Annotated in this window: 10 protein-coding genes, 1 tRNA gene and 1 other RNA gene; 6 read left to right on the forward strand and 6 right to left on the reverse strand. The window is 41.9% G+C overall.

The window, feature by feature from the left end; all coding sequences use genetic code 11:
• Positions 1-719 precede the first annotated feature (719 nt).
• From EO98_RS15745 to ffs, 3 genes are all read right to left on the reverse strand, one after another.
• Positions 720-1,418 carry an RAD55 family ATPase gene (locus EO98_RS15745; RefSeq protein WP_048142271.1) on the reverse strand — a complete coding sequence of 233 codons (699 nt, stop codon included), beginning with the start codon at positions 1,416-1,418 and terminating at the stop codon, positions 720-722.
• Between the two features lie 202 nt (positions 1,419-1,620).
• Positions 1,621-1,705, reverse strand: a tRNA-Ser gene (locus EO98_RS15750).
• Between the two features lie 151 nt (positions 1,706-1,856).
• An RNA gene (ffs, locus tag EO98_RS18020) (signal recognition particle sRNA) lies at positions 1,857-2,171 on the reverse strand.
• Positions 2,172-2,603: 432 nt separating this feature from the next.
• On the opposite strand from ffs, the gene EO98_RS15755 reads away from it, so the two are divergent.
• On the forward strand, positions 2,604-4,229 hold the full coding sequence (locus EO98_RS15755; RefSeq protein WP_048142273.1) for a methylamine methyltransferase corrinoid protein reductive activase: 1,626 nt from the start codon (positions 2,604-2,606) through the stop codon (positions 4,227-4,229).
• A gap of 1,814 nt (positions 4,230-6,043) precedes the next feature.
• On the opposite strand, the gene purB is transcribed toward EO98_RS15755, so the two are convergent.
• Positions 6,044-7,390, reverse strand: a complete 1,347-nt coding sequence (gene purB / locus EO98_RS15760; RefSeq protein ID WP_048142275.1) for an adenylosuccinate lyase — start codon at positions 7,388-7,390, stop codon at positions 6,044-6,046.
• A 556-nt stretch (positions 7,391-7,946) separates the two neighbouring features.
• Between purB and EO98_RS15765 the strand changes: the two genes are divergently transcribed.
• The 4 genes from EO98_RS15765 to EO98_RS15780 all read left to right on the forward strand — a co-directional run bounded on the left by EO98_RS15765 (position 7,947) and on the right by EO98_RS15780 (position 11,621).
• Positions 7,947-8,096 carry a 50S ribosomal protein L40e gene (locus EO98_RS15765; RefSeq protein WP_048134021.1) on the forward strand — a complete coding sequence of 50 codons (150 nt, stop codon included), beginning with the start codon at positions 7,947-7,949 and terminating at the stop codon, positions 8,094-8,096.
• Between the two features lie 6 nt (positions 8,097-8,102).
• A complete protein-coding gene (locus EO98_RS15770; RefSeq protein ID WP_048134019.1) occupies positions 8,103-8,846 on the forward strand; it encodes a geranylgeranylglyceryl/heptaprenylglyceryl phosphate synthase in 744 nt (247 codons plus the stop codon).
• Positions 8,847-9,132: 286 nt separating this feature from the next.
• On the forward strand, positions 9,133-9,372 hold the full coding sequence (locus tag EO98_RS15775; RefSeq protein WP_048142277.1) for an MTH865 family protein: 240 nt from the start codon (positions 9,133-9,135) through the stop codon (positions 9,370-9,372).
• A gap of 512 nt (positions 9,373-9,884) precedes the next feature.
• Positions 9,885-11,621 (forward strand): ABC transporter ATP-binding protein, encoded by a 1,737-nt coding sequence (locus EO98_RS15780; protein WP_048142278.1) that lies wholly within the window; start codon positions 9,885-9,887, stop codon positions 11,619-11,621.
• A 109-nt stretch (positions 11,622-11,730) separates the two neighbouring features.
• On the opposite strand, the gene EO98_RS15785 is transcribed toward EO98_RS15780, so the two are convergent.
• Complete coding sequence (locus tag EO98_RS15785) at positions 11,731-12,468, reverse strand: flavodoxin family protein (RefSeq protein WP_048142281.1); 738 nt, start codon at positions 12,466-12,468, stop codon at positions 11,731-11,733.
• 152 nt (positions 12,469-12,620) lie between these two features.
• Positions 12,621-13,229: a flavin reductase family protein gene (locus tag EO98_RS15790; RefSeq protein ID WP_048142283.1), complete on the reverse strand. Its 609-nt coding sequence runs from the start codon at positions 13,227-13,229 to the stop codon at positions 12,621-12,623.
• Positions 13,230-13,336: 107 nt separating this feature from the next.
• Here EO98_RS15790 and EO98_RS19450 point away from each other — a divergent pair, with 107 nt between their 5' ends.
• On the forward strand, positions 13,337-13,459 hold the full coding sequence (locus EO98_RS19450) for a hypothetical protein (protein ID WP_255350286.1): 123 nt from the start codon (positions 13,337-13,339) through the stop codon (positions 13,457-13,459).
• Positions 13,460-13,474 lie beyond the last annotated feature (15 nt).

Here is a 13,474-nt window from a genome sequence, read left to right on the forward strand (position 1 = left end):
CATTCCCTGTATTATCAGTTCCTGAAGCTTTCGGAAGAATATTTTCCAGATCCCTGTTGTCATTATCAGCCTGAAGGCTGTTAATATTGGCTCTATTCAGAGTATCTTTATAAAAAGTCCTTTTGACAGGCACCTGTAGAAGACAGGATTTCCCTGCCAGAACATCTTCTCCCTCACCTTTATGTATATTCTTGTCTGGTTTTTCTGAGTCATCCGGAGATTTCTCGTTTTTGGAAACCATAGAAGCTCACCCCATCAAGGATTTGTCCCCTCTCAAATTTAGTTCTCAGTCTAATATAATGCATGACAAACTGTTTAAATCTTTTCTCTATGATCTGACAACTTTTCAAGTTTCATAGATATATTACTTAGTACTTTGCGTATTCTTATAAAGCCTTTTTTATTCCTTCTATTGGTATAATAAGGGTAATTACTGGAATTTTCCTTTTTTAATCATATAAGAAATAGAGTTCAATAGTATTAATCTTTTCATTAATTTCTTTCATATGTTTAAAATTATCTTTCTACTGTTCTATATAATTCAAATGTATAAATTAAATAAGTAAGCGCTTACAGTTTGAAACACAAAAAACGGATGTTTTAAAAAGGACCGGAAAATCAAAAGAGATGAAGGGGAAATAAAGTAGAAGTGAAAAAGAAGCAAATGGATGAAAAATAAATTAAGAATAAACAATAAGATTAGAGGGAATGTAGATTTTTCAAAGGAGTTTAATCCCCGATGAGGTTATTTCAAACCTGATCGGATTCAGACTGAGGCATGTCCTTCGCATTTTAGGAATCCTTATGTAGCGCTCAATATTTCCTGTATAGGGATTTTCGTTTACCATAAGTCGGAGAGAACCGCTTACCGAGTATTCTGCAAGGTTATGGGTCATCTTTAATGCAGTATCGTCCATGACGAACATAGATGTACAACCTGCCTTTGTACTCAGGATGAAGTTCAGAGCATCAAACTGGTCCCTGAAATCCTGGATCGAGAGGCGAAGAGTAAAAACGCCGATATTATCAATGACTACAATATCGGTTCCTTCAGGCACATAATCCGAAAGTGTGGGTAGATCTATCTCCAGACCTTCAGGAGTAAACCCAAATTTGGAAGTCTGGACTTTCTCGGAACGTTTTTGAAAAGCCTTTTCGATGGTCAACTGACCGGATTCATAATATTTAGTAAGCCCGAGGTCCATCATTTCAGACAACTCGAGGATATCTTCGGGAAGTTCTTCTGTTGCGACCAGGACACATTTCTTGCCATCAAGGCACGCCCTATGCAGAAAATGAACCGTAAAAGTAGTTTTGCCAGTCCCTGTATCTCCGGTGATTAGAAGAACTCTGCCTGGCAGGTATCCGCCGCCGATCCTGTCGTCAAATCCAGGTATTCCTGATGATATCCGTTTCATTGTTTTGACTCAATCCATTTCTGTGTAGTAAAGCCTTAAAACTCTTGAATTATGAGATTGATGAGAGGGGGTAAAACTGAACTTTTTCTTATTGGGTATAAGGCGAGGTCTTATATAAAATTTACACACAGATATTGGGGAAAACTGTGTAGTAAATAACAGAATATTAGGTGTAGAGATAAAAATATTTGAAAAAAAGAAACGACGAGAGGGGGACTCGAACCCCCGGGATGCGGGGCATCACGGGATTAGCAATCCCGCGCCATACCGGGCTTGGCTATCTCGTCATATCGAACTTTAGAAACGCGTTCCCTAAAATGCATTTCATATATTTAACCTTTTCCGGAGAAAACTACTTTAAATAAATTGTTCATCCAGAAAAATTACAGTTCTATTATAATACCAAGCTCTTGAAAACTATTAAATTAATGTGCTTAGTGATGAGCACACCGCAGGTTGTTGTACCTCGGAGACTTCAGTAGGCTGAGATCTCTTCTCCACCCCGCGACCCCGCAAGCGACGGTTGCCCACGGTGAGTCTGCTCCCTTCCGGGCCTCGACCGGTTTCCGCGGTTAGGGCACGAGAACCTGTTTTCCAGCAAGTCCGCATACCTGCACTATCCAAGCAGGACGGGGTTTCTCAGTTGAAATCACAGGCTGAAATCTCTTTGACGCATCTTCCTTTGGCTTCGTCCCCCGCATATCGGCGATTTCGGGTTATAGGTAACGCCGGGCTACCCGGACTAGCTCATCAGTTATACAAAGACATTAGTCACTTATAAAACTATCCCTCCCGATATGTATTTTAAATCCCCCTTTCATAAACGGACAATGCGCCTGGGTAAAATAAATAAACATCTCATGAAAGCATTTATTGAGAAAAAATACATATGGGAAAAACCAATGGGTTGGAAGGTTTTTTATAGAATCCTTCTTTAAAAGCTATTTTTAAAAGCTATTTTTAAAAGCTATTTTTAAAAGCTATTTTTAAAAATCAAAAAAAGGTTAGTGAGAGAGCCTTCCTTTGAAATATATATTATCATGAATAAAACGCCTTATTTATTTATATGCCGTTTTTCAAAGTAATAGATACATAAAATATATGCATAAAATATATGCATAAAATTCCAAATGGCTTGCAGTGTGTTAAAACACCCTGCAAAATAAATCCACTAGGGGAGTTTGTATGAGATATGGAGTTGCAATTGACCTGGGGACAAGTGGGTATCGGGCTCAGAAGATTGACCTTGATACTCAGGAAATTAAAAGGACAGTAATAACATTGAGAAATCCCCTTCCCGGAGCGAATGTGATGGATCACATGGACTTCGCAATTCACTATGGTCAGGATCTTGCTCACGGGCTTTCCGTAAATGCGGTAAAGACCCTGCTCCAGACCCTTGATGTGCAAAGCGGAGAACTTGACAGACTTTCAATCTGCGGAAACCCTATTCAGTTATCCATTTTTCAGGGAATCAGCATTGAAGATCTGGCTTATGCAGGGGAACGGAAGAAAAAAAAGTACAATATACAGGAACAGAACAGGAATGCGAGAATAATATCCAGCAGCGAAATTTCGGGGCTTGAGGAATTTAACTGTGAAGTTGTAGTCCCTCCTGCAATAAAACATGAAGTTGGAGCCGATGCCCTTGCCCTTATTATTAAATCTGGCATGCTTAACAGCGATGAGATTTCGATTGCAACGGATTACGGGACAAATGCCGAGATGGCGCTCAAAGTAAAAGATATTATTTATACAGGCTCGGCAGCTGCAGGCCCGGCTCTTGAAGGGCAGCAGATAAAGCATGGGACCCTTGCTTCTCCCTTTGCAATTTCGGATTTTGAATTCGAGGACGGAGCATTGAGGAATTATGTATTAAACGAAGAGATGAAACCTTATCCCGGAGATCTTGTAGACCCCAAAACCGGAGAAATTCTTGAAGAGGGGCAGGTCAAAGCAAGAGGAATTACGGGTACAGGAGTGATTGCCCTTATAGAAAAAGCCATGGGCCACGGCCTGGTTGAACTCCCAAAAATCAAGACTTCGGACGAACTAATTCACCTGCAGAACAAAATCACTTTCTCGGAAAAAGACCTCAAAGAAGCCGGAAAAGCCATTGGTGCAATCAGGGCGGGGCACATTACTCTCTGTGCGGTTTCAGGTATCGAACTGACAGATATTGATACCGCGTATATGGCAGGTGCTGCCGGCACATATATGGATGCGGAAAAAGCCCAGAAAATTGGCTTGATCCCTTTCTCTACGGGAAAAATTACCCAGCTCGGGAACACCTCTCTTGCTGTTGCAAGGGAAATCCTGCTTTCGGAAGAAAGGCTGTGGGAACTTCAGGATATTGCAAGCCAGATTATAGGCACTCACACAATGTTTGCGACTGCTCCGGAGTTCCGGGATGCCTATGTCCTTGAACTTGCGTACTGGGAAGAGGGAATGCCCTTTAAGATGTTTAAGAAATTCCTTAAAAAGAAAGGGCTTCCGTCACTTGATGAGCCCATAGATCACCCTGTGGTAGATAAGCGCGTGGAAAGAGATATTCCTGTACTTGGTGAAGAAGGTCTGTATGTGCTCGAAAGGGTCGGGACCTATATGACAATGGTTGTTGACTGTCCCGAGTGCAGGCAGTGCATAAAAGTCTGCCCCAACGACGCCATTACAATTGACGAGGAAAACAGGGTTATGATAAGTACCGACCTCTGCGAAGGTTCACACTGCCAGAAATGTATAAGAGCCTGCCCACCTGACAAATTTAACTGGGAGAATTTAGAGGTCTTCAAACCACAGAAACAGGAGTAAGGTTGATCTGACTGTCAATGGATCAGCACTCAGGTACTTATAACGTCGAAAAATGTTATTATACAATTCACACTCAATAATTAATAAGAGTGATGACGATGGGCGAATCCATCTTAATGTATTTAAAAGTGCCGTTCAGTAGTACTCTGGTCTTTATGCGTGGCTTAGCAGAATTGACACGAATATTAAGGGATAAACAGGTAAACAAATAAGAACACAATCTGAAATAAATACTATTTGAACCTCAAAAGGGCAGAATAAGCAAGAGAAATAAGAGAACCCGTTTGTGAAAAGAACTCGTTTGTGAAAATAACCCTTTTGTGAAAATAACCTGTTTGTGAATTCAATTTAAAAGTGAGGGACAACTTTTTAACAAAAAAGGAGTTTTGGGCGGTTGTGTACACAATGAACACAAATTATATAAATAACCTCATCATAACGAATTATTGAGGCATCTAATCCACTTTCACACCATAAATCATCTACCACATCTAGCCCAATTAGATTTTTAAGTTACGCAACGCAGTTTTTTAGATGCCTCATTACCCAAATAACGCGAAGCTAACTGGGATAGAAAATCATCATATATAACCTTTTATATTCAATGTTTAAAATACTAATCTGATTTGCGATCTCATCTAGCAGAATAAGTGTATTTTGTACAGAATATTGTACAGAATAAAGCATTAAAGCTCCTGATAATTCAAAAGCTTTAATATCTCTACACAAAATATTTCTCTTTTTATTTCGGTGCATTCAGGTCAGGGCATCAGGAGTACGACTCATTATTCGTGAATACTGTATCTATTTTCTCTACTATACTCATCAGGGTTTAGTTTTTATAATTATATTGGGCTGTAGCTTTATTTTTTGAGGCAAAAAATTCTATATTCTAAAGCTGAATGAATATAAATCCTGACATGTAGAGATTTTGATCGAAAATAGATCGGAAATAAGTCCGATAGAAAGAATATCTACGCTTTACCTATACTTTGAATGATACCTGTAAAGGCTGAGATTTTTAGTGATATGCCGTCTTGCTGAAAAATGTGGGAAAGATGCTGAAAAGGGCGAATGGGAGAATGAATTATTTAGGAAGAGTCAGGGGTAAAACTAGCACAAATTTTATAAATAACCTCTACATAGGAGTTAATGAGGCATCTAATCCACTTTCACACCGTAAATCATCTACCACATCTAGCCCAAATAGATTTTTAAGTTACGCAACGCCTATTTTTTAGATGCCTCAATCACCCAATTTGGATGAAACTTTTGATAATGCCTTCTATTAATAATAGAGTTTCTCAGATATAAATATTTATATTTTACTTGATCTATATTTATGCAGGGTATTCTGGAGTATTGAAGGCTAATCTCCGTTATTTCAATGGCAGGGTACAGCTGTCAACTGTATCTATTTCGGCATGGTGTAACATTTTTCTTTTTCCTCATCAATGCCATATTGTAGTTTTTTCCAGCAGCATTTTTCCAGCAGCATAATAGTCTCAAGTATGTCAGCTATACTTTGCTCTTAACTCTAAGTATGGGATTCCATAGGGAAGTCCTGCATGTGAAACTTTGAACGGTGTTGGAGATGTAAGAATAATAATTATTCCATGGCGGTATAGCATCGGTTGCGATATCATAGATGCCTGCGAATTTATTCGCTGGAGACGTCATTTGTTTGTAGAAGTAGGTGACCTGATAAATACAGATTCCAGAAGGAAAACACAGACAATAAAACTCAGTACACAAACATGTTCTTTTATAGATGGATAAAAAAGGGAAATAAAAGGAAAAAGGAAAGGAAGAGGTCAGAGGGAATAAGCTTCACGAAGTTTTACAACGAGCGCTTCGACCTGTTCCACTGCTGTTCCTATATACTTATCAGGGTTTACGAGGTTCTCAATATCTCCTGCACTCAGGTACCTTGAAACAGAAGGAGTATCCAGAAGTACCTGTTTGAAATGTTTCCCTGTATCATGGGCTTCCATCGCTGCATTCCGGACAAGTTCATGGGCTTCCTGTCTGCCCACACCTCTTTTTGCAAGTTCTATCATTACAGCTTCACCCATATTCAGGCCTCTTAGCAGTTCCAGGTTCCTGCGGATATTTTCGGGATAGAACCTGAGATTCTCAAGCACACTGATCCCAAGTTTAAGAATATGGTCCGTAAGTACACAGGCTTCCGGGAAGACAACTCGTTCACAGGAAGAATTTGTAAGGTCCCTTTCGTCCCATAGGGTATTATTAAGAAGTTCAGGCTCAACCATTGCTCTTACAATCCGTGCAAGCCCGCAGATCTGCTCGGACTTTATAGGGTTGCGCTTGTGAGGCATGGTAGATGAACCGACCTGCTTTTTCCCGAAGCTTTCCTCAACCTCGGCGATTTCACTGCGCTGAAGAGTCCTGATCTCTATGCCGATCTTGTCCATAGTAGTAACAGTATTTGCCATCCACATAACAAACTCGGCATGCCTGTCCCTCTGGATGATCTGGTTTGATACATCCACAGCCCCGATTCCTAGGTGCTGCATTGTAAGTTTCTGGATCAGGATTCCGGATTTTCCAAAAGCTGCCTGGGTACCAACAGCTCCGGTCATCTGCCCTACGGTAGCTCTCTGAGTCAGCTCGTATAAGCGGTCCAGATGCCTTGAAATCTCAGAAGCCCAGATTGCAAAACGGAGCCCATATGTTGTGGGAACGCCGATCTGCCCATGTGTCCTTCCGCAGCAAACCGTATTCTTGTGGGCTTCTGCCTGGTTTACCAGAACCCTGAGCAGGATTTTGAGTTTATCTTCCAGTATATCGATTGCGTCCTTTATCTGGAGAGCTGTTGCTGTGTCAAGGATGTCGTTTGAAGTAGCTCCGAAATGGACCCACTTTCCTGCATCGTCTCTGCACTGCTCAGAAATCGCAACAACAACCGCCATCATGTCGTGGTGAATCTCGGCTTCGATTTCGTCAACTCTGTCAGCTTTTACAGAGGTAATGCATTCGGAGATGACCTCAGCCGCTTCTGCGGGGATAAGTCCCATATCCGCTTCTGCCCGGGCAAGGGCTGCCTCGGTCTGTAAGATCCTAGCAAGTCTGTTTTCCTGACTCCATACGTATTTCATTTCTGCTGTACCGTACCGGTATTCTATAGGATGAATAGCCACATCAATCACCTTACTGGAATCGGGAATTTTATTTAATCCCGGATCTACTTTAAGCCTTAATTGTTCTTAGTTTTTTAATAGTCTGAATTTTAGTATTTTTTCCTGAATAACCTTAAACTAAATTATCCTTTAGGCTAAATTATCCTTAGCCTAAATTATCCTTAGCCTAAATAATTCCTGGCAGTATAGAGTTTCAATATTAACTTCACAAATATCATATAAACATGCTAACCGGTAGTCTAATATTTCAGTTACTGCCGGAACTGCAAATATTAACAATACCACTGATGTCAATAATTCTAGTATCATTACTGTTCCGCAGCCGTTAACTTCAGCTTGCAGAGTACGGAATAAACAACAGAACCAATAAATAAACTTTGAGTCTGCAGGATCGAACAAAATCGGGGCATGTGAATGAGAAGAGAATAGACGAAAAGAAAGGGTTACAAATTCAGCAGGTAGCGTAATTTTTTAATGAAAAACATTATATGCCTTAACATCCTTTAAGCGGGCTATCTACCGTATCAATAATAAAAAATAATAGCAGGTGACAAAAATGGCTCGTTTTCCAGAAGCAGAAGAAAGATTATTAAACAAAAAAATCTGCATGAAGTGTAATGCCAGAAACGCTGTAAAGGCAACCCGCTGCAGAAAATGCGGCTACGGTGCTCTTCGCGTGAAATCTAAGGAATCCAAGGGAGCATGATCTTTTTTGCAGGTGGAAGCACACCTCCAGAAAATTATTGAACAGGACGGAAAAGTTCATCTTACCCTTATCGACCCGGCGTCCCAGACGCCCGAACGAGCCGCCGAAATTGCTCTTGCAGCAGTTGAAGGAGGCACAGATGCCATCCTGATAGGGGGCTCAACCGGAGCGTCGGGAACCCTATTAGATGAAACTGTAATAAAGATTAAAGAAAAGGTAAATGTCCCCACCATCCTTTTCCCGGGAAGTTCAGCAGGGCTCAGCAGGTATGCAGATGCCGTATTTTTCATGAGCCTCCTGAATTCCAGAGACTTAGGGTATGTGATTACAAACCAGGTGCTTGGAGCTCCGCTTGTATACAGAAGCCAGATTGAGCCAATCTCCATGGCATACCTTGTGGTCGAACCCGGAGGTACTGTTGGTTGGGTAGGGGACGCAAAACTGATCCCCAGGAAGAAACCTGAAATTGCTGCGGTCTATGCCCTTGCAGGCAAATATCTTGGCATGCACTATACCTACCTGGAAGCAGGATCCGGAGCCGATACGCCTATCAACCCCGAAATGATAGGGGCTGTCAAACACGTACTCGGAGAAAACAAACTTATTGTTGGCGGCGGGATCAGAGACGCAAAAACCGCAAAGCTCTGTGCTTCTGCAGGTGCGGACATGATTGTCACCGGCACGATTGTTGAAGAAGTAAAGGACGTAACTGCAAAGGTGGCTGAGATTGTATCTGCCATCAAAACCTGAACTCTTATAAAAGTTCTCATGGGTTTGCTGCCTGCTTTTCGGCAATCAAAAAGATTCATTTTATTATTTTACTATTTACTTTTTACTTTTTTGAGTTTCGTTTTTAGAGAGCTTTAGCTGTCTCGACTTCCTGCTCTCTCCGGCTGAGTGAATGAAATAGTATTTGGCAGTTAAGTCACGGTGCAGATTAAGTATAATAGCGATGACCTGCCAATAAAAACCGGGGGCCTGGTCTCTGAATAAAGGCCAGAACCAGCAGAAGAAAGGACAAAATAGGAGGAATAATCTGGACGTAAGAGAAGAAGTCCATGAACAGATTCTGGAAATCCTTACAGGTGCAAAATTTCCAATAAACACGCTGGAGGAATTAATTGCTGCTTTGCCCGAGGGGCTGGACACCACATGCATGATAGGCGGCACTGAAGTCACGGCAGCAGAGGCGAAAAGCCTGATTACTGAAAAGGACTTTCCATTCAAAGATGCAAAACACGTAGCAGATCTCCTGGTTGAAAGAGCAGGGCTCTAAGTTTGAGTTATGTCTTTTTCATGGATTTCAATACCGTCGGTGGGGAAACCAGCCTGTGAAGCGTCAGGCTGAAATTATTTTTTAGCTCCAGAGAAAGCCTGAACTCTCATAAAAAGGTATTAAAACTGTTCTGGAAATCGCCTGCTAAAAAGTTGTCTATACACACTGGGATACCTGCTGCATCACAGGACTTCACTTTTATGTAACCCTTACTCATTCCGAAACTTTTTATTTCTGAAACCGTTTTTATACTTAAAAACTATCCTAATGCTTAACTTTCTGGAATCTGTAACAGCATCAATTTACAGGCAGCCGATTGTAATAAATAGTTTTAAAGGTAATATCTCACTCCTATTTTAGTATCATTCTCCTGTTAACACAAAATATTCTATTAATATGGTAGGGTCCGAAGAAGGCATGTTCAGAGCAGACAACTCTTCGTGCAGCGAATATAAAGTCTGCAGAAATCCGGAGGACCCTTTAACTTGCAATAAACACTAAGAGGTATGATTATGATCAGGATTTCCAATCTGGTAAAGGATTATGAGGTACGTTCCGACAAAATAAGAGTATTGGACCATATCGACCTCACGGTGAAGGACGGAGAGATTCTCGGAATTACAGGTCGAAGCGGAAGCGGGAAATCGACCCTGCTCCGCATTATTCGGGGAGTTGAGCCCTTCGATGAAGGAACTGTGGAAGTTGATGGGGAAACTGTAAGCCATGATTCAGGGATTGAAGGAGCAAATTTCCTGAAAAGCGTTACCGCTATCCACCTTCAGCGAAATTTTGGGCTCTGGAACGGTCCTGCAATAGAAAACATCATAAGGAAACTGAATTACCTCCGAGTAGGGCATGAAGCCCTTCCGCACAACGAGACTGAAGTTTATGACGATCTCTTTGCCGAGGCGATGGAGTACATGAAACTTGTGGGCCTGGAACACAAAGCCCTTCACTCTACCAATCTCCTCAGCGGAGGGGAAAAGCAAAGAGTTGTAATGGCAAGACAGCTTGCTGCAAAGCCCAAAGTCCTTCTCCTGGACGAGCCTGTAACAATGACGGGACCGGATACAAAGCAGGAAGTCCTTGATGTGATAAAGGGCCTGAAAGATAATCTGAACATCCCGATTATAGTGGTCTCCCATCTTCCTGAAATCCACGCTTATCTTGCAGACAGGCTTATATTCCTCGAAAACGGGAAAATCGCAGCTGAAGGAGAACCTACCTGGGTCCTTAAAAACTTCCTTAGAGATCTGAAACCCAGGGAAGGGCTCTCAGAGTCCGGGAATAAGGAAGTCTGCATTAAAATAAGGAATATCTCCAAACGTTATTCTCTTATCCGTATGGGAGAAGTCCTCAATATCAAAGACTTCTCTCTGGATGTTTACGGGGGAGAGATTCTTGCATTTATCGGGCCTTCAGGAGCCGGAAAGACAACCATTATGAAATTGATGGAAGGGCTTGTCAGGCCAAAAAGTGGGTCTGTCGAGTATTTATGCAAGGGAGGCTGGGTGGATGTTACCGAGTACAGCAAGAATCGCATGGAACTCAGGCGGATTATGAGTGTTATGAACCAGGAATTCTCAATGTCCGTAAACTCCACTGTAAGGGAACAGATCCGCTTCAGGCTGAGCATTAAAAAACAGGGTGCAATTGAATATGCGAGAAATAAAGCCAGGGAAATGGGACTTTCGGATGAGACTCTGGATACGGTCTACCGCCTGCCCGACATGCCTGAAGAGGAAAAGACTACAGCACTCAGGGAGCTTAACCTCAATGACACCATTTACTCCGAACTCTTCCCAGCAATTTCGATGACAGATGTCGATACCTACGCAAAGCCGGTCTTCGAAGCCCTTGACCTGCCAATGGAAGTCCTTGATAAAACTCCTTACCAGATAAGCGGAGGAGAACATGTCAGGGCTTTTATTGCCCTGAGCCTTGCTACCTCTCCCGAATACCTTATGCTTGACGAACCTTTCGGAGACCTCGACCCTGTAACCCTCAGGGACGTGACAAATTCATTAAAAAGGATCAATGAACGCTTCGGCACGACCATTGTACTCGTGAGCCACCACATGGACTTTGTCCGGGAAGTTGCCCACAGAGCGGTATTAATCGAAAACGGAGCCCTTGTAATGGATGGAAAGCCGATTGAAGTCTCCCGGGAACTGATCAACAGGAGCAATGCCCCTTACATGGAGCACAGCCTGGAAGACCTCATTGAAGGCAACTTAGAAAGCCAGTAATTTAAGAGTCTGCTCAAGACTCTTTTTCTTATTTTATTTCGGCATTTCCAATTGAGTTCCTCTTCTTCAGATTGTCTTAAAAATCGGGGAAGATAAAAACATATTATATTTATGCCTTCTTTTTTTTATATTCTTCTCGAAGTTTGTCCCACTCCTCGTTTCCGAATTTTATGTACAGGCTCGGAGGTACGATTTGTTTCTCAAGATTTTTAACTGTTTTTTCAGAAAGTTCCTGGTTTTCAATAACCTCTTTTCCGGCGGAGATGAGCAGCTTTTTGTATTTTCCTATCAGCGGTTTTAGAATGATATTGTTTTTGCCCCTGAATATTTCCCCTTCTCCCCTGTAGATTTCTGCAATCAGTTCTGTGTGAAAAGTTCTTGCTAGCCGCCTGAAATAAAGGCGTTCGACCTCAAAATTTGTTTGTCCGGGCAGCCCTGCATTCGAAATCACAACGAATTTCGGATACTTCTCGTAACGCTTAGAGTGCCTGTATTCCCCCATTGCATCCTCTTCAAAGTGGGGCAAAAGGGCAGGAGTAAGTCTATCTATGAATTTTTTCATTATGGAAGGGACGTTATCAAAATATACGGGGCATGCAAAGACTACGATATCCGAAGCCATAAATCTGGGAAGCAAATCATCCATATCATCGCGAATAGTACACCGTCCGGGTGTCTTGAGCCAGCACTCAAATTTCCCCCTGCAGTTCCTGATATTCTTCTCGGCAAGGATTATATTTTCAGTTTCTGCCCCGGCTTCTTCTGCTCCTTTTAGAAATTCCTCAACCATGATGAGCGTATTCCCTTCTCTACCTTTATGGCTCCCGCTGAACACTGTTACTTTCATATAACAACCCCCTTTACTCCATTAAATTAAAACTGGTGAGCCGTTTCTTCTCCGGCTCAGAATCTTCCGAATCCTTTGAATCCCCCGAATCCTCCGAATCCTTAAATCGTTTTCAAAATCCTTTATCTGCACCCGTAAAGAGATCCTTCTTTCTACCTACCAGTTTCGTTTCTGTCCTCATTAATGTTTTCACTAAACTTTTTTCCCACGCACCATGCTTTGCCCAGATGCTTTCCGATTTCCCAGTAGTTATTGTCGTACATTGAAAAAACAATGGGTTCAATCTTTTCTATATCAGGAACTCCATTACAGAGATACCGTTCTTCTGCATAACTTTCCACAATCTCTCCGATAAAAACCTCGTTAGTCCCGCCGAAGTCAAGGGTTTCCACGAGCCGACATTCAAGGTTTACAGGGCATTCCCGGATCATTGGAGCTTTTTCGAGCTTTCCGTAGAAAGTTTTAAAGATACCTGATTTGTCTACCTTTTTCCCGGAAACTATGCCACAGTAGTCTGTAGCTTCAACTATGTATCTGGAAGGAATATTCACGCTGAAGCAATTGTTTTCCTTGATTCCTTCATTTGTATAGTGCATTTTTCCCAGGGTAACTGCGATCATAGGGGGACTTGCCTGAACAATTCCGCAAAAAGCAATTGTCAGGTAGTTTGGCTTTCCTTTCACATCGGCACCCACGAGGGTAGTGGGCATAGGATAAAGAAAATTCTTGGCTCCGATGGCTTTTTTCTCTCCGATTTCCATCCTTTCATCCTCCTCAGAGGTTAAGTAAATTGAAATTCTCCCGGGATGTAATTAGTATTCCGGTTTTGAGCGATATCTTGATAGATATATAATTCATCGAAATATAAATGCCCTGTGAGAATTTGAAATGGAACCTGGCGGTTAGGAGAAAAGGAATTGAAAACGATTCAGTGGGACAGAGGTACAAAAAAGGAAAGTTTGCAAGCAGGAAAAACGATGGGCTGGTGTGAACAATAGCACACCTG

The organism is Methanosarcina sp. 2.H.T.1A.6, assembly GCF_000979455.1.
Lineage (GTDB): Archaea > Halobacteriota > Methanosarcinia > Methanosarcinales > Methanosarcinaceae > Methanosarcina.